Genomic DNA, 16447 nt, shown 5'->3' with positions numbered 1-16447 from the left:
CTGACACAGTAGGTGCATGAGCAGCGAACGGCAGGTGCAAGAACTGGACTTCGATCGGTGTTATCGCGCGGTCTCCTCGCGCGACGCACGGTTCGACGGCCAGTTCTTCACCGCCGTCTCCACCACCGGCATCTACTGCCGGCCCTCCTGCCCGGCCCGCACCCCCAAGCCGGGCAACGTCTCGTTTCTGGCCACCGCAGCGGCGGCCCAACAATCCGGCTACCGCGCCTGCCGCCGCTGCCAGCCCGACGCCACCCCCGGTTCCCCACGCTGGAACATCCACTCGGACCTCAGTTCTCGCGCCATGCGACTGATCTCCGACGGAGCCGTCGAACGCGGTGGCGTCGACGGCCTCGCCAGCACCCTCGGCTACTCGACCCGGCAGCTGACCCGCGTGCTCACGGCCGAGGTCGGTGCAGGACCGCTCGCCCTGGCCCGCGCGCACCGCGCTCACACCGCCCGCACGCTGATTCAGACCACCGACATGTCGATGGCCGACATCGCCTTCGCGGCCGGCTTCTCCAGCGTCCGGCAATTCAACGACACCATCAAGGAAGTCTTCGCAGTCGACCCGTCGACATTGCGTCGAGAAGCACACCGCACCGCCGTGCCGACCGCGGGCGGAACCGTCACTCTGCGATTGCCGTACCGACCGCCGCTGGACCGCGGCTGGATCGAGTGGTTCCTTCGGGGCCACGTGGTCGAGGGCATCGAGTTCTTCGCCGAGGACGGCGAATACGTGCGATCCCTGCGACTGCCGCACGCAGCCGGACTCGTGGCACTACGGGTGATGGACGGATTCGTCAGCGCGGCAGTGACATTGCAGGACATGAGAGACCTGGCCCCTGCCGTCGCCCGAATCCGCCACCTGCTCGATCTCGACGCCGACCCACTCGCCGTCGACGACGCACTGCGCTCGGACCCGCAGTTGGCACCGAGCGTCGACGCCCACCCGGGCATCCGCGCCCTCGGAGTGGTCGACGGCGCAGAGATGTTGCTGCGCACGGTGATCGGGCAGCAGATCTCGCTGAAGGCTGCGGCCACCCACACCGCCCGGCTCGTCGACGCTCTCGGTGCACCGGTCGATCTCGGCAACGACACCGTCACCAGATTGTTTCCCGAACCGGCCGTGATTGCCGAACGGGGCCACGAGGTACTCACCGGACCGGCCGCCCGTGTGCAGACCGTCATCCGCGTCGCCGACGCCATCGCGTCGGGAACCGTCGTGCTGCATCCCGCGCGGGAAGGGCCGGAACTGGAGCGAGAACTGCTCGCGCTCAAAGGAATCGGACCCTGGACCGCCCGGTACGTCGTGATGCGCCTGCTCGGTGATCCCGATGTTCTGCTCGATACCGATCTCGTCGTCCGCCAAGGTGCTCAGGCACTCGGCATCTCGTTGAACGATTCCGCCCGCTGGGCTCCGTGGCGTTCGTACGTCTCGATGCACCTGTGGGTCACCGCACTGGAAAGAAGACAGCCATGACAGCCACCGCCGCCACCCAGGACACCCCGATCGGGCCGTTCAGCACCATCGTCGACGCCGATCAGCGCGTGCTCGCGTCCGGCTGGACCGCCGACGTCGAAGAACTCCGCGTCCTGATCCACCCGACGATGCGACCCGACAGCGTGCGCACCGCGGCCGATCTCGGCGATGTGACGCGCGCCGTCGAGAACTATCACCGCGGTGAGCTGACCGTCATCGACTCCGTTGCCGTCGCGCAACGATCCGGCGAATTTCTCATGCATGCCTGGGGCGTCCTGCGCACCGTCGAACCCGGTGCGCCGGTGACCTACTCCCAGTTCGCCGAACTGTCCGGCAGACCGGCAGCCATCCGCGGTGCTGCGTCGGCATGCGCTCGCAACGCTGCCGCGCTGTTCGTGCCGTGCCACCGGGTGGTTCGAATCGGCGGGGCTCTCGGCGGTTTCCGCTGGGGACTGCCCGTCAAGGAATGGCTGTTGGCACACGAGGCGGCCTGACCGGCCTCGCCTTGGACGGCGGTGGCACACAGCTGGGCAGGCCGAGACGTTATGGTTCTTCACGATCCGCCATCCGCCGAATGTGAGGAAGCCACAGTGACCGAATCGGCAGTGCCCGGTAGTACGTCGAAGTCCAAGACGTCCGGCAGTGATCGTGGTGACCTCATCGGGGTCGGCGGCCTGTGGCTGGCCAAGTGGTCGCTGATCCTCATCTCGATCGCAGCCGGGGCGTGGGTGTTGGGCTGGCTGATCGGGCACCTCTGGGTGATCCTGCTGCCGGTCCTGCTCGCCGTGATCGTCGCGACAGTGCTGTGGCCGCCGGCGAAGCTGATGATGCGTCTGGGATCTCCGCCCGCCCTGGCCGCGTCGGTATCGCTCGTGGTGTTCTTCGTCGTCATCGGCGGCATCATCACCTTGATCGTTCCGTCGGTCGCCGAGCAGGCACCGGAGTTGGTCGACCAGGCATCGGGCGGTATCGCGCAGGTACAGGACTGGTTGAAGGGACCGCCGCTGAACATCGGCGACGACCAGATCGACTCGGCCGTGTCGGCGATCGTGTCGCGTCTACAGGACAGCGGCGAGGTCATCGCCACCGGCGTGTTCACCGGCGTATCCGCCGCAGGCTCGCTGCTGGTCACCCTGGCGCTGGTGTTGGTGCTGACGTTCTTCTTCGTCAAGGACGGACCGAAGTTCCTGCCGTGGCTGCACGGGTTCTCCGGCGGCCGCGCCGGAACCCATCTGGGCGAGGTGCTCTCGCGGATGTGGGGGACCCTCGGCGGATTCATCCGAACTCAGGCCATCGTCAGTTTCATCGATGCATTTTTCATCGGTCTCGGACTGGTCATTCTCGGCGTTCCGCTGGCCCTGGTACTGGCGACCCTGACGTTCATCGGTGGCTTCATTCCGATCGTCGGCGCGTTCGTCGCGGGCGCACTCGCCGTCCTCGTGGCCCTGGTCGCGAACGGGCTCACCACGGCGCTGATCGTGCTCGCCATCATCGTCGCGGTGCAGCAGTTGGAAGGCAATGTGCTGCAGCCCATTCTGCAGAGTCGCAGCATGAACCTGCATCCGGCGATCGTGCTGCTCGCCGTGACGGCCGGCAGCTCGTTGTTCGGCATCATCGGCGCGTTCCTCGCCGTCCCGGCTGCCGCGGTTGCCGCCGTGCTGATCAGGTACCTGTCCGAGCAGATCGACGCGCGCTCGAACGAACCGGATCAGGACGAACTCGAAGACGAAATCCCGCCGCCCGAGGGACTGACCGACGAACAGGCCGGCCTCGACGACGAGGACGAGTCGAAGTCGGACAAGCAGGCTTCAGGTCAGGACGCAACGACCTGAAGCGTCGAACCGGTGCGCTCACGCTTGACGTGGAGGCGGCTGGGAATGCGCTGACGCATCTCGTCGACGTGACTGACGACGCCGACGACGCGTCCGCCTGCACGTAGTTCGTCGAGAACCGCCATCACCGATTCGAGGGTGTCGGCGTCGAGCGTGCCGAATCCTTCGTCGATGAACATGGTGTCGAGGACGACACCGCCGGATTCGGCGGCCACGACATCGGCGAGGCCCAACGCGAGCGAGAGCGACGCGAGGAACGCCTCACCGCCCGACAGTGTCTTGGCCGAGCGCACGACGCCGGTGTAGTCGTCCCGAATGTCCAGTCCGAGACCGCCCCGCTTGCCGCGGACGCCGGCCTCGTCGGAGTGCACGAATTCGTAGCGCCCCGAGGACATTCGACGCAGCCGCGCGGAGGCGGACTCGGCGACGTCCTCGAGGCGCGACGCGAGGACGTACGAGCGCAACGACATCTTGCGAGCATTCTGCCCCCGGCCTGCCACCACGTCCGCGAGGTTGGCGAGCTCGTCGAATTCGGCACGTTGTGGCGCGATGGCCTGGGCCGCGGTGAACAGTTCGGCGATCAGCCGTTCCAGATCGTCTGCGCGCCTTCGACATTCCGCCACCGCCGCGGCGGCCGCCCGGACCGCGTCCTCCAGCTCGGCGCACGCCTGCTCCAACGGACCCAGATCCACCGGCGGCCGACCGGCCACGTCGACGATGGCGGGCTCGCGCAACACGTGCTCCGCATGCGCACGCGCCTCCTCGGCGGTGCGCAGCTCGGTCTCGATCTGCTCGACGCGGTCGGCGGCCAGCACTGCCCCGGCCGCAGCATCGACGGACTCGAAGCTCGACGCCTCCACCCGTCGGTCCAGTTCGGCTGCCAGTGCATCGGCCCGTGCAGTGGCGTCGAGCCAGGCGATGCGCGCCTCCTGAATTCGCCGGGCACCGTCGATCAGGGCCTCCCGCTCCGAGATTCGGTCTGCCAGCGACGCGCCCTCGTTCACTTCCTCGGCCACCGACGCACGCATCTTCGCCAGCGATTCCTCGGTGGCCGAGATGCGCTCGTCCACGGCACCACGCGAGGCGACCAGGTCGTGGAGCGTGACCGTCAGCGCGTCCGATTCGCTCCGCAGGCGATCGAGTTCCGCGGTTGCCGGTTCGACATCGGCGGCACGCGCGCGGGCGTCCCGCAGTGCGGCGGTCGCGGCATCGAGCATCTGGGTCAACTCCGCAGCGGAGGCCCCACCGGTGCGGTCGTGCAGCAGATCCACGTCCCGTTGCGCTCGAGCGACAACCGCGACCGCGTGATCGAGCGCAGCGGCGGCCTTGCGTTCTGCAGCGGCGGCCTTGTCTTCCTGTGCCCTGGTCACCGTCGACGTCGACGGTGCAGCGGGATGCGGGTGCACCTCCGATCCGCACACGACACAGGGCTCGCCCGCTTCCAGACGCGCCGCCAACTCGGCAGCCATCCCGTCGATGCGTCGCTCACGGAGGTCGAGCAGGTGCGACCGGGCCGTGTTGTGGGCTGCTCCAGCGGTGTCTCGGGCACGTTCGGCCTCGGCCAGAGTCGCTCGCTTGCGTACCAGTTCGAGTGCAGACTCGGCTGCCACGCGGGCGCGACTGCAGCGCTCCTCGAGGCCGGGCAACTCTGCCGCAGCCGAGGCGGCTCGTGCCATCCGTGATTCGACCGCGGCGATCTGCTCGGGCATCGAGGCCTGCAATTGCACGGTGCGTTCGATCGCCGCTGCGGTAGTGCGCTGCTGCGCACGATAATCGGCGAGGGTGCCGTCGAGTCGGTCGGCTTCACGGGCGAGACCGAGCAGGGACTGCAACCGCGCGACATCGGTGGTCCAGTCACGCACGAACTGTGCAACGACCGTGCGCTCGGCCGACGGATCCGCCGGCGCGGGTGGCCAGTGCAGCGCGGCGTGGAAGCGTTGTCCCTCCGCCGTCGTCGGTAGCGCACGCTCCGCCGCCGCGAGTGCGGAGGTGGCGGCGTCGGTGGCCAGGCGTGCCAGGCGGAGGTCTGCGGCAGTGGCCGCGATCGGCCCTGCGGCCGCGGAATCGGCGAGCTCGCTTCGGCGTGCTGCTCGTGCCGTCTCGCCCTCCCGGTACTGCGCGAGCTGACCCTCGGCGAGAGTACGTCGCCGCTGCAGATCGAGAACGGTGGTGGCCTTCGCCAGAGCTGCCGACGCACGCCGAGCTGCCGCGTCGATCAGTACCGCCCGACCTTGTGCGAGGGTCCGATTCTGCCGGGCATCGTCGAGGACGTCGGCCGCCCATTCGAGCGGGTCGGGCTGCTCGCTGTCCTCGCCCTCGGGCTCGGGCACTCCCGACGCCTGCGACACCCGGCCGAGCATGATGTCGATGGCGTGGTGGGCGTCGGCGAGCTCGGCGGCGAGCTCCCGACGGCGCTGCGCGAACCACTCTTCGACATCACCGAATCGGCCTGTGTCGAAAAGCCTTTCGAGCAGATTGCCGCGTTCGTCGCTGTCGGCTCGGAGGAATCGCGCGAACTCACCCTGCGGCAACAGCACCACCTGGAAGAACTGATCGGCACTCATCCCGAGCAGCGCGTTGACGGCGTCGCCGATCTCGCTGAGCCGGGTGAGGTTCTGTCCTCGGCCGTCGAGCCAGTTGAGACTGGCCTTGGCGTGTTGCTTGGTGGTGCCCGTGCTGCGGAGCTTGGGCCGCAGGAACTCCGGACTGCGTACTATTCTGATGCGCCGCCCACCGAGTGTCGCCTCCAACGTGACCTGTGGCACCGCACCCTTGGCTGCGTGATCGGACAGCAGGCGCTTGCCCTCCCGACGAGCTCCGGGCACAGTTCCGTACAGCGCGAACGCCACGGCGTCGAGCACCGTCGTCTTGCCGGCTCCGGTCTGACCGTGCAACAGGAAGAGCCCGTCGGCCCCCAGTGCGTCGAAGTCCACCGTCTCGGTGCCCGCGAAGGGGCCGAAGGCGGTGATCTCGAGCGAATGCAGCCTCATGCAGCACCGCGGTCGGCGGTGGTGGCCGTCCCGCGGGTGGCCTCGGTCTCGCGTTGCACGGTGGCCAGAGCGCGAGCCAGGAGCGCGGACTCCGCTGCCGTCGGCACGCTGCGCATGTCCGTCACGAACGAGGTGGCGATGTCGAGATCGCTACGGCCGCGCACACGGTCGCGGTAGCGAAGCTCGCCGGATCCCTCGGGGCGACGCCATTCCAGATGGATCGCGTGCGGGAAACGCTGCTGCAGCGCGCGCATTGCGTCCACCGGACGTACCTCGTCGGTGAGCACGGCGGAGACGTAATGATCCTCGAACTCGCAATACGCTGTGTCCGTTGTCAATTCCTCTACCGTGCCTTCGATGCGGGCGAGTCCGCGCACCACCGGCAGATCGACGCGCTCGACACTGCGAAGCCCGTCCGCGTCGAGATCGAGAATCCATACCGCCTTGCGATGCGACCGCTCACCGAACGAATACGGCAGGGGGGAACCGGAGTACCGAACCCGGTCGGTGAGGATCTGAGGCGAATGCAGATGTCCGAGCGCCACGTAATCGACACCGTCGAACGCCGACGCCGGTGCAGTTTCGATGCCGCCGGAGGAAATCGATCGCTCCGATCCGGTCGCCTCACCGCCGACGATGAAAGCGTGGGCGAGCACGACCGAGCGAACATGTTGCCCTGCTTCACTTCTCGTCGCGAGGTCGCCCCGTACCCGATCCATCGCGGCATCGAGCACCTCGGCATGAGTACGCGCAGTGGGAACGTCGAGTTCGAGGCGAGTGGTTTCGGGCTCGAGGTACGGAATGCCGTAGAACGCAACGGAGCCGTGCTCGTCCTCGATGACGACCGGAGTGGCGACGTCGCCCACCCGCGTCATCAGATGCAGCCCTCCTGCCGAGGCGAAAGCAGCGCCTGCGCCCAGCCGCGCGGGTGAATCGTGGTTTCCCGACGTCGCGACGATCACCGCACCGGCCGCTCTGATCGCCTCCAGCCCGCGATTGCAGACCAGGACGGCGTCGGCGCTGGGAACAGCGCGGTCGTAGATGTCGCCCGGCACCACCACCACGTCGATCGATTGTGCCGCAACCAGTTCCGCGATGGACCCAAGCACAGCGCCCTGATCGGCCAACAGGTCGACACCGTGAAAGGTGCGACCGATGTGCCAGTCCGAGGTGTGCAGGATTCTCATGCGTTCGACGCTATCGGGAACCACCGACAAACTCCCCGAGGTGCCTCGGCCTGTCGGACGTGAGCTCGGTCCACAGGCTTCGCGCACCGAAGTTGTCGGTACCGTCCTGCATCATCTGCTCCATGAACATTCTCACCGCGTTCGGCCTGCTCGTCGCTCTCGGTATCGGCGCGGTCGTCGGCTGGTTGTTGCACGCCTCGCGGATGGGCGATCGTGCGGTCCGAGCCGAAGCCCAACTGGCCGCGATGCGCGAGCACGAGGGCATGCTTCGGCAGTCACTGAGTGCGGTCAACGAGGATTCCGCGCGGCGCAATTCGACCGTCATCGGCCAGCAGGTCTCACACCTGGTCGAGCCGTTGCACGATGCCGTCGACGCTCTCTCCGAGCACGTGCGGCAGGTCGAGCACAACCGCATCCGGGCATACGCGGGACTGTCCGAGCAGGTCACCGGTATGCATCGAGCGTCGATGCATCTGTCCACCCAGACCGGTCAGCTGGTCACGGCACTGCGCGCACCGCAGATCCGCGGCCGGTGGGGCGAGATCCAGCTCGAACGTGTCGTCGAGCTGGCGGGCATGGTCAAGCACTGCGATTTCGACACGCAGGTCAGCAAGGACGGCATCAGACCCGACATGATCGTCCGTCTCGCCGGCGGTCGGCAGATAGTGGTCGATGCCAAAGTGCCGTTCGCGGCGTACCTCGATGCCGCTCAGGACGAGGATCTCGGCGCGCGGGAGAAGAATCTGCGACGCCACGCCAAGCAACTACGGACCCACATCGACCAATTGGCCGACAAGGCGTACTGGCAGGCATTCGAGCCGACACCGGAATTCGTCGTGCTGTTCGTTCCCGGCGACCCGTTTCTCGACGCGGCTCTGACGTCGGACACAGGCCTGCTCGAGTACGCCTTCGGTCGGAACGTGATCCTGGCCACCCCGACCACCCTGGTCGCGTTGCTACGGACCGTCGCCTACACGTGGAAGCAGGAGTCACTGGCCGAGGACGCTGCGCGCATCCAGCAACTGGGACGCGAGCTGTACACGCGAATCGGTGTCGTCTCGACGCACCTGGACAAGCTCGGTGCCCACCTCGGCAAGGCCGTGGAGTCGTTCAATTCCACCGTCGGGTCCGTCGATACCAGGGTGAGCGTGACGGCGAGAAAGCTGCACGAGCTCGAGCTGTTCGACGCCGAGCCGGTGGACATCGCCCGAGTGGACGAGCGACCCAAACTGTCCGATTCGTCCCGCTACCGTCACGACTTCGGTCATGTCAGCGATGCAGTCGGCTGAACAACGGCTAACCTCGGGGGGTGTCTACCTCCCAACGTGCCCGCTCCGGGGTACCGCTGGATCACCGATCCATCCTCGCGACCCTGCCCGGCGTTCCTGCATGGGGTGCCGTCGCGATCGCCGCGGGACTGACTTTTCTCGGATTTCTGATCGATGCCGCACGCGGTACCGAGCTGACCGGTGCGTTCGCGTTCATGTACGTCCTCGGCTGCATCGCCGGCGTCCTTCTCGTCCGCTTCCGCGGTCTGTTCACGGCGATGGTGCAGGCCCCGCTGATCCTGTTCGTGGCCGTGCCGCTGTCGTACCAGTACTTCACCGACAACGCCGGCACCAGCCTCAAGGACATCATCCTCAACGTTGCCATTCCGCTGGTCAACCGCTTTCCGCTGATGTTGCTCGGCACCCTGGTCGCCGTCGGACTCGGAGTACTGCGCATCGTGCTCAAGCGTCAGAACACGCACGCCCCTGCTGTTCGACGCAGCCCGAAGCCCAGCGACGACAAGCCCACCAGAGCACAGCGTCGGGCACAGGCAGAGCGCCCCGAACGATCCCGCAGGCGGGCAGCCGCAGTCGATCGCAGCACCGACTCCGCGGCCGAGGCCACCGACATCGTGCCCGGGCCGTACGTCGGTCGCCGAAGCACCGATTCTCGTCCGCGTCCCGATACCGACCCTCGCGCGAGTTCGACCCCTCGCCCCGGCTCGCGTACTGCAGCGGATCCCACCGCGAGCCCCCGGCGATCGGCTGCGTCGGCACCGGCACCACAGACTCGATACGCCGCCACCGACTCCCCCCGGCACGATTACAAGCCCGAGTACCAGAAGCCCGACTACTCGCGAACGCAGTATCCGCAGGCACAGTCTCGGCAGGTGCCGCGAGAAGCACAGTCCCGGTACTCGACCGAACCTCGTCGCGAGCGATCGGACCGGGTACACGCTCCTCGCGAGGTCGCCGATCCGTACAACACCGGAGCCAGGCCCGTCGTGACTCCTCGGACGAGCGCCCCCGCGAGCGGTTCCACTGCCGCCGACTCCACCGCCGGTAGCGGCCAGGGCAGTCATTCGCTACCAACCCCGCACCGGGACGACATTCCCCCGCATCCGGTGCCGAAGGTTCGCTACCGCGACCGTCACAGCGACTAGCCCGAACACGAGAAACGCCCCGTATCGGTATTCCTGCTCCTGCGCAGGAATCCCGGTACGGGGCTTAATTCGTTGCCGACCTCGCTGCTAGCGAGCTGGGCGCAGCTCGCGGGGCAAGGAGAACACCAGAGTCTCGTTTGCGGTCGTGACCGGCTGTACGTCTGCGTAGCCGTGCTCGGCGAACAGTTCGATGACGCCCTGCACCAGGATCTCCGGTACGGATGCACCCGAGGTGATGCCGATCGTCTCGACTCCGTCGAGCCAGGCCAGGTCGATTTCCTTGGCGTAGTCGACGAGGTAGCTCGCCCGTGCACCCGCGCCCAGTGCGACCTCCACCAACCGCACCGAGTTCGAGGAGTTCTTGGACCCGACGACGATCACCAGATCGCATTCCGGGGCCATCGCCTTCACCGCGACCTGACGGTTCTGCGTGGCGTAGCAGATGTCGTCGCTCGGCGGGTCCTGAAGCGTCGGGAAGCGCTCACGCAGTTTGGCGACCGTAGTCATCGTCTCGTCGACGCTCAGCGTGGTCTGGGACAGCCAGATGACCTTGTTCTCGTCTCGGACGGTGACGCTGTCGACCGAATCCGGGCCGTCCACCAGCTGAATGTGTTCGGGAGCCTCGCCTGCAGTGCCCTCGACCTCCTCGTGGCCCTCGTGACCGATGAGCAGGATGTCGTAGTCGTCTCGGGCGAAGCGCTTGGCTTCCTGGTGCACCTTGGTCACCAACGGGCAGGTGGCGTCGATGGTGCGCAGGTTTCGCTCGGCCGCGGAGGTGTGCACGGCGGGTGAGACGCCGTGCGCGGAGAACACCAGCAGCGATCCCTCGGGAACCTCGTCGGTCTCCTCGACGAACACCGCGCCGCGATCGGACAGCGTCTCGACCACATGCCGGTTGTGCACGATCTCCTTGCGCACGTACACCGGCGCGCCGTGCTGTTCCAGCGCTTTCTCGACGGTCTCGACCGCGCGATCGACGCCCGCGCAATAGCCCCGCGGCTCCGCGAGCAGCACTCGCTTACCCCCGGCGTAGGCGGACTTACCCGCACCGGCGGACTGTGCAATACCAAGATTCAGTGGAACAGCCGAAGACATACTTCCCAGGATACGTGCACCGAGCTCGCCCGCCTCTTTCCACGTCCTCCAGCCCCGGCTGAAGAGGGTCGTACAGCCTGTCGGCTACCCAAAGTTCACCGTTTCGGGCAGTCTGGTGCACATGACTCGAGTCCCCTTTGCAGCGCGTGTGGCTGCAGGCGTCGCCGTGACCGTCGTGGAAGAGGCTCGCAAGCTTCCCGGTTCCGCCCTGATGCTGCCGATGACGGTCGTCAGCGAGGCACTGGCGCGCAGCATGCGATTCCAGCAGCAGGTGACGGCGTTGGCCATCAAGGGCGATCTGGTCATCGCGAGCCTGCCGGTCATCGGCACCCCGACCGAGGAGCAGCCCTCCTGGGCCAGCTTCGACGAGGACGAAGACGAGAACACCTTCCTCGCCCCCGTGATCACCGACGACGTCGATGTCCCCGACGCCCCCGTGGCCGAGCCGGTCGCGGCGAACGGTCGCTTCGCTCTGTACTCGACGCCTCCGCTGGACGAGCCGGTCCAGGACACCTCGGCCAAGCGCGCTCGATCCGCCGACAAGCCCGAGATCGTCGAGATGATCGACTTCGACACCCTTGCCCTTGCACAGCTGCGCGCCCGACTGCGCACGCTCTCGATCGAGGACCTCGAAACCCTGCTCGACTACGAGAACGACACGCTCTCCCGCGCGCCCTTCCAGACGATGCTCGCCAACCGCATCACCACCGCCAAGGCCAAGTGAGCACTCCCCCACCCCAGTCCGGTCCCACCCAGCCAGGCGCGAGCACCGCCGAACAGCCATGGCCGGTGCGTACCGTCGCCATGAAGGTTGCCGGCTGGATCGACAAGCTCGGCTCCATCTGGGTGGAAGGGCAGCTCACCCAGATCAATGCTCGCCCCGGCACCAGGACTGCCTTTCTGACGCTGCGTGATCCGTCGGCCGACATGTCGCTGTCGGTCACGTGTTCGCCGCAGTTGCTCGAGCGTTCACCCGTTCCGCTGACCGAGGGTGCGCGCGTCATCCTCTACGGAAAGCTGTCGTTCTTCACCGGTAGGGGAACGATCTCGCTGCGCGCCACGGACATTCGTGCGGTGGGGGTCGGCGAGCTGCTGGCTCGCATCGAACGACTCAGAGCCCTGCTCGCCGCCGAGGGGTTGTTCGACCCACGCCTCAAACGTCCGCTGCCGTTCCTGCCGGGCACCATCGGCCTGATCACCGCGCGCGCCAGCGCGGCGGAGAAGGACGTACTGACCGTCGCGCAGAGACGTTGGCCCGCGGTCCGATTCGAGGTCCGCAACACCCCGGTCCAGGGCCCACAATCGGTGCCGGCGATTCTGGACGCGCTGAAGGAACTGAACGACGACCCCAGCGTCGACGTCATCATCCTGGCCCGCGGCGGCGGTAGCGTCGAGGATCTGCTGCCGTTCTCGGACGAGGCCCTGTGCCGCGCCATCTCTCGCGCCACCACGCCGATCGTCAGTGCGATCGGCCACGAGCCCGACAGCCCACTGAGCGACCACGTAGCGGACCTGCGGGCCGCAACCCCCACCGATGCCGCCAAACTCGTGGTGCCCGACGCCGTCGCCGAACAAGCTCTGGTCTCGGAACTGAAGTCGAGAAGCGCTGCAGCGCTCCGCAATTGGGTCGAGCGCGAGGCACGCGGCCTGGACATGCTCCGACACCGGCCGGTGCTGGCCGACCCACTGGCCTCGCTCGAGCAACGGCGCGAGGAGGTTCGACGGCTGCTCGACGCGGCCCGACGCGACGTGCAACGCGAACTCACCACCCAGGACACGCTCGTCGAACATCTGCGGGCCAGGCTGTCGACGCTGGGGCCTGCTGCCACACTTGCTCGGGGCTATGCCGTCGTACAGCGGGTAGTCGCGGGTTCGGATCCCGAGGTTCTGCGTTCGGTCGAGGACGCGCCACCGGGTACACAGATCAGAGTGCGCGTGGCCGACGGTGCCGTCACCGCCGCAGTCATGGGGCGAGTCAAATGACAGAAGGAGTACGGATGAGCGAGAACGACAAGCCGGTATCGGAACTGGGCTACGAAGAGGCCCGCGACGAACTGGTGGGCGTGGTGAAGATCCTCGAGCAGGGCGGGCTCGATCTCGACGCCTCCCTGGCCCTGTGGGAGCGGGGAGAGCAGCTGGCCACTCGCTGCGAGGAACAGCTCGCCGGTGCCCGCAAGCGGATCGAGACCGCGCTCGCGAGCACCGAGAAGGACAGTTAGGGCGCGAGCGGTTCGGTGACCTCGAGGGACTCGGCGAGCGTGGTGAAGTCCCCATCGTTCGCGGTACCGCCCAGCAGGATTCGCACATCGCCGAAGTCCGAGACCCAGTACTTCCGCGAGCCTTCCTCGCCGTAGACGACCCAGTCTCGACCCGACACGTTCTGCGCGCCCGACGCGTACACCGTCTCGTCGCCGGCCACGAAGGGAACCAACACTTCCTCGACGGCGCTGGTCTGGGTCAGCTGCAGATACGCACCCGATCCGGTGATGTATCCGACAGTCGACACCGGTCCGCCGTTGTCGCCTGCGATCGTCGGGCGACTGCCCGAGTTGGGCGTCCAATCCTCGGGAACAGCCGGATTACGCACCGGAAAGCCGATTTCCGACGCGTCGTACTGCAATGCGGTGTCGATGTCGAAGTTGGGGATGGGGCCCTGCTGGGGCCCGCCGGGGCTCAGCGAGCACTGACTGGCGATGCCCGCAATCAACAAACACGCGATGACCAGCGGAATGAGCGACCACACCATGTCGCGGCTGTTGTTGAGAATCCGAGGTTTGCTGTTTGCCACCCCACCAGTATCCCCTCTGCGCAGCAGTGCTCGATCGGCGCGTGCCTCACAGACGACCCGACCCCACCGCGGGCATCACAGAAGTGAGATAATCGCGCCTGGGTAACACCCCACCAACCAGGAGGCTACAAACCGATGACGGCCAGCACCGAGTCCACTCGCGCCATGGCGCCAGATCGCAACCTCGCACTCGAACTCGTACGCGTCACCGAGGCCGGTGCGCTCGCCTCGGGTCGCTGGGTCGGTCGCGGCGACAAGGAAGGTGGCGACGGAGCAGCAGTCGACGCCATGCGTCAGTTGGTCAGCTCGGTCTCGATGCGCGGCGTCGTCGTCATCGGCGAGGGCGAGAAGGACGAAGCGCCGATGCTCTACAACGGCGAACAGGTCGGCAACGGCAACGGACCCGAGGTCGACTTCGCCGTCGATCCCGTCGACGGCACCACGCTGATGGCCAAGGGCATGCCCAACGCCATCTCGGTTCTCGCCGTGGCCGAGCGCGGCGCGATGTTCGATCCGTCCGCCGTCTTCTACATGAAGAAGATCGCCGTCGGACCCGACTTCGCCGACGTCATCGACATCACCGCACCGGTCACCGAGAACATCGCCCGCGTCGCCAAGATCAAGAAGGGATCCACCTCCGACGTCACGGTGTGCATCCTCGACCGACCCCGGCACGCCGAGCTGATCCAGCAGGTCCGCGACACCGGTGCCCGCATTCGACTGATCTCCGACGGCGACGTCGCCGGTGCCATCGCCGCCGCTCGCCCCACCTCCCCCATCGACATCCTCATGGGCACCGGTGGAACTCCCGAGGGCATCATCGCGGCTGCCGCCATGCGCTGCATGGGTGGCGTGCACCAGGGCATGTTGGCTCCGACCGACGACGACGAGCGCCAGAAGGCGATCGACGCCGGACACGATCTCGATCGCGTCCTGTCCACCGAAGACCTGGTCTCGGGCGAGAACGTCTTCTTCACCGCGACCGGCGTCACCGACGGCGACCTGCTCCAGGGCGTCCGCTACTCGGGCGGCGGCGCGCACACGCAGTCCATCGTGATGCGCTCGAAGTCCGGCACCGTCCGCATGATCGACGCGTACCACCAGCTCAACAAGCTCAAGGAGTACTCGACCATCGACTTCGACGGCGACACCTCCGGCGCCATCCCGTCCTTCTGACGACCGCTCGACGAAGTTTCCGCTCCCCTACCGAGGCAAGAGGTCAATGACAGAGAACGAACAGCAGTTCCGGATCGAGCACGACACCATGGGAGAGGTTCGCGTTCCCATCGATGCGCTCTGGCGTGCCCAGACGCAGCGTGCCGTGGAGAACTTCCCCATCTCGGGCCGTCCGCTCGAGCGCACTCAGATTCGCGCGATGGGCCTGCTCAAGGCAGCCTGCGCGCAGGTCAACAAGGACCTCGGTCTGCTCGACGGCGCACTCGCCGACGCGATCATCGCCGCCGCCACCGAGATCGCCGACGGCAAGCACGACGACCAGTTCCCGATCGACGTCTTCCAGACCGGCTCGGGCACCAGCTCCAACATGAACGCCAACGAGGTCATCGCGTCGATCGCCAAGGCGAACGGCGTCGAGGTTCACCCCAACGATCACGTCAACATGTCGCAGTCCTCCAACGACACGTTCCCGACGGCCACTCACGTCGCCGCCACCGAGGCAGCCGTGACGTCGCTCGTGCCAGCACTGCGCCACCTCCACGAGGCTCTCGTGGTCAAGGCCACGGAGTGGAAGCACGTCGTGAAGTCCGGCCGCACCCACCTCATGGATGCCGTTCCGGTCACCCTCGGTCAGGAATTCGGCGGTTACGCCCGTCAGATCGAGGCCGGCATCGAGCGCGTCGAGGCCACCCTGCCGCGCCTCGGTGAACTGCCCATCGGCGGCACCGCCGTCGGCACCGGACTCAACGCACCCGACGGCTTCGGTCCGAAAGTTGTTGCAGCACTGGTCGAGTCGACCGGTATCGATGCACTCACCGCCGCCAAGGATTCGTTCGAGGCGCAGGCCGCACGTGACGGACTCGTCGAGGCCTCGGGCGCACTGCGCACCATCGCGGTCTCACTGACCAAGATTGCCAACGACATTCGCTGGATGGGATCGGGACCGCTCACCGGACTCGGCGAGATCACCCTCCCCGACCTGCAGCCCGGCAGCTCCATCATGCCCGGCAAGGTCAATCCCGTTCTGCCCGAAGCTGTTACGCAGGTCGCGGCTCAGGTCATCGGCAACGACGCCGCAGTCGCATTCGGCGGCGCATCGGGCGCATTCGAGCTCAACGTGTACATCCCGATGATGGCGCGCAACCTGCTCGAGTCGTTCAAGCTGCTCGCCAACGTCTCGGTGCTGTTCGCAGACAAGTGCGTCGTCGGCCTCGAAGCCAACGTCGAGCACCTCAAGACCCTCGCCGAGTCCTCGCCGTCCATCGTGACGCCACTGAACTCCGCGATCGGCTACGAGGAAGCTGCCGCCGTCGCCAAGCAGGCACTCAAGGAGAAGAAGACGATCCGTCAGACGGTCATCGACCGCGGACTGATCGGCGACAAACTCAGTGAGGCCGAACTCGACAAGCGCCTCGACGTCCTCGCCATGGCGAAGGTCAAGGACTAGCTTTTCGGTTCGCCCGCC

The 16447-nt window shown here is 66.9% G+C and carries 14 protein-coding genes; 10 read left to right on the top strand and 4 right to left on the bottom strand.

Annotated elements, in window-relative coordinates; genetic code table 11:
- The first annotated feature begins 16 nt into the window (after positions 1-16).
- The 3 genes from CH295_RS15995 to CH295_RS15985 are packed head-to-tail and all read left to right on the top strand — an operon-like array spanning position 17 to position 3315.
- On the top strand, positions 17-1483 hold the full coding sequence (locus CH295_RS15995) for a DNA-3-methyladenine glycosylase 2 family protein (RefSeq protein WP_037191429.1): 1467 nt from the start codon (positions 17-19) through the stop codon (positions 1481-1483).
- On the top strand, positions 1480-1977 hold the full coding sequence (locus CH295_RS15990) for a methylated-DNA--[protein]-cysteine S-methyltransferase (RefSeq protein ID WP_094633909.1): 498 nt from the start codon (positions 1480-1482) through the stop codon (positions 1975-1977). Before CH295_RS15995 ends, CH295_RS15990 begins: the two co-directional genes overlap by 4 nt.
- 51 nt (positions 1978-2028) lie before the next feature.
- Positions 2029-3315, top strand: coding sequence for an AI-2E family transporter (locus CH295_RS15985; RefSeq protein WP_094741264.1), 1287 nt, complete (start codon positions 2029-2031; stop codon positions 3313-3315).
- Here the strand turns inward: CH295_RS15985 and CH295_RS15980 are convergent.
- Together CH295_RS15980 and CH295_RS15975 are read right to left on the bottom strand one after the other, a co-directional pair.
- Complete coding sequence (locus tag CH295_RS15980) at positions 3297-6305, bottom strand: AAA family ATPase (protein WP_094741263.1); 3009 nt, start codon at positions 6303-6305, stop codon at positions 3297-3299. The genes CH295_RS15985 and CH295_RS15980 overlap by 19 nt on opposite strands.
- Positions 6302-7492 carry an exonuclease SbcCD subunit D gene (locus tag CH295_RS15975; protein ID WP_094741262.1) on the bottom strand — a complete coding sequence of 397 codons (1191 nt, stop codon included), beginning with the start codon at positions 7490-7492 and terminating at the stop codon, positions 6302-6304. Before CH295_RS15975 ends, CH295_RS15980 begins: the two co-directional genes overlap by 4 nt.
- 122 nt (positions 7493-7614) lie before the next feature.
- Between CH295_RS15975 and CH295_RS15970 the strand changes: the two genes are divergently transcribed.
- A complete protein-coding gene (locus tag CH295_RS15970; protein WP_094741261.1) occupies positions 7615-8781 on the top strand; it encodes a DNA recombination protein RmuC in 1167 nt (388 codons plus the stop codon).
- A 20-nt stretch (positions 8782-8801) separates the two neighbouring features.
- The gene (locus tag CH295_RS15965) at positions 8802-9923 is read left to right on the top strand and encodes a DUF6542 domain-containing protein (protein WP_037191420.1); all 1122 of its coding nucleotides are present in this window, start codon (positions 8802-8804) and stop codon (positions 9921-9923) included.
- Between the two features lie 87 nt (positions 9924-10010).
- On the opposite strand, the gene CH295_RS15960 is transcribed toward CH295_RS15965, so the two are convergent.
- Entirely contained in the window at positions 10011-11018 is a 1008-nt protein-coding gene (locus CH295_RS15960; protein WP_037191419.1) for a 4-hydroxy-3-methylbut-2-enyl diphosphate reductase, read from the bottom strand.
- Between the two features lie 121 nt (positions 11019-11139).
- Between CH295_RS15960 and CH295_RS15955 the strand changes: the two genes are divergently transcribed.
- Genes CH295_RS15955 through CH295_RS15945 form a run of 3 tightly spaced genes read left to right on the top strand, consistent with a single transcriptional unit; the run spans position 11140 to position 13237 of the window.
- A complete protein-coding gene (locus CH295_RS15955; RefSeq protein WP_037191417.1) occupies positions 11140-11742 on the top strand; it encodes a lipid droplet-associated protein in 603 nt (200 codons plus the stop codon).
- On the top strand, positions 11739-13001 hold the full coding sequence (gene xseA, locus CH295_RS15950; RefSeq protein WP_052047730.1) for an exodeoxyribonuclease VII large subunit: 1263 nt from the start codon (positions 11739-11741) through the stop codon (positions 12999-13001). The genes CH295_RS15955 and xseA overlap by 4 nt, the downstream gene beginning before the upstream one ends.
- A 14-nt stretch (positions 13002-13015) precedes the next feature.
- Entirely contained in the window at positions 13016-13237 is a 222-nt protein-coding gene (locus tag CH295_RS15945) for an exodeoxyribonuclease VII small subunit (protein WP_037191413.1), read from the top strand.
- Here CH295_RS15945 and CH295_RS15940 read toward each other — a convergent pair.
- Positions 13234-13806, bottom strand: coding sequence for a DUF4245 domain-containing protein (locus CH295_RS15940; RefSeq protein WP_037191411.1), 573 nt, complete (start codon positions 13804-13806; stop codon positions 13234-13236). The two genes, CH295_RS15945 and CH295_RS15940, sit on opposite strands and share 4 nt — an antisense overlap.
- Before the next feature lie 135 nt (positions 13807-13941).
- On the opposite strand from CH295_RS15940, the gene glpX reads away from it, so the two are divergent.
- Together glpX and CH295_RS15930 are read left to right on the top strand one after the other, a co-directional pair.
- A complete protein-coding gene (gene glpX, locus CH295_RS15935; protein WP_094741260.1) occupies positions 13942-14982 on the top strand; it encodes a class II fructose-bisphosphatase in 1041 nt (346 codons plus the stop codon).
- Positions 14983-15028: 46 nt separating this feature from the next.
- Positions 15029-16429 (top strand): class II fumarate hydratase, encoded by a 1401-nt coding sequence (locus tag CH295_RS15930; RefSeq protein ID WP_037191407.1) that lies wholly within the window; start codon positions 15029-15031, stop codon positions 16427-16429.
- Positions 16430-16447 lie beyond the last annotated feature (18 nt).

This window comes from Rhodococcus sp. 14-2483-1-2, assembly GCF_002259405.1.
GTDB lineage: Bacteria > Actinomycetota > Actinomycetes > Mycobacteriales > Mycobacteriaceae > Rhodococcoides.
This window is presented reverse-complemented; position numbering and strand designations above follow the sequence as displayed.

Bases quoted from the DNA above. Each gene is read 5' to 3' on its own strand.
- CH295_RS15995 (WP_037191429.1), top strand. From the start codon at position 17: ATGAGCAGCGAACGGCAGGTGCAAGAACTGGACTTCGATCGGTGTTAT.
- CH295_RS15990 (WP_094633909.1), top strand. From the start codon at position 1,480: ATGACAGCCACCGCCGCCACCCAGGACACCCCGATCGGGCCGTTCAGC.
- CH295_RS15985 (WP_094741264.1), top strand. From the start codon at position 2,029: ATGGTTCTTCACGATCCGCCATCCGCCGAATGTGAGGAAGCCACAGTG.
- CH295_RS15980 (WP_094741263.1), bottom strand. From the start codon at position 6,305: ATGAGGCTGCATTCGCTCGAGATCACCGCCTTCGGCCCCTTCGCGGGC.
- CH295_RS15975 (WP_094741262.1), bottom strand. From the start codon at position 7,492: ATGAGAATCCTGCACACCTCGGACTGGCACATCGGTCGCACCTTTCAC.
- CH295_RS15970 (WP_094741261.1), top strand. From the start codon at position 7,615: ATGAACATTCTCACCGCGTTCGGCCTGCTCGTCGCTCTCGGTATCGGC.
- CH295_RS15960 (WP_037191419.1), bottom strand. From the start codon at position 11,018: ATGTCTTCGGCTGTTCCACTGAATCTTGGTATTGCACAGTCCGCCGGT.
- CH295_RS15955 (WP_037191417.1), top strand. From the start codon at position 11,140: ATGACTCGAGTCCCCTTTGCAGCGCGTGTGGCTGCAGGCGTCGCCGTG.
- CH295_RS15945 (WP_037191413.1), top strand. From the start codon at position 13,016: ATGAGCGAGAACGACAAGCCGGTATCGGAACTGGGCTACGAAGAGGCC.
- glpX (WP_094741260.1), top strand. From the start codon at position 13,942: ATGACGGCCAGCACCGAGTCCACTCGCGCCATGGCGCCAGATCGCAAC.
- CH295_RS15930 (WP_037191407.1), top strand. From the start codon at position 15,029: ATGACAGAGAACGAACAGCAGTTCCGGATCGAGCACGACACCATGGGA.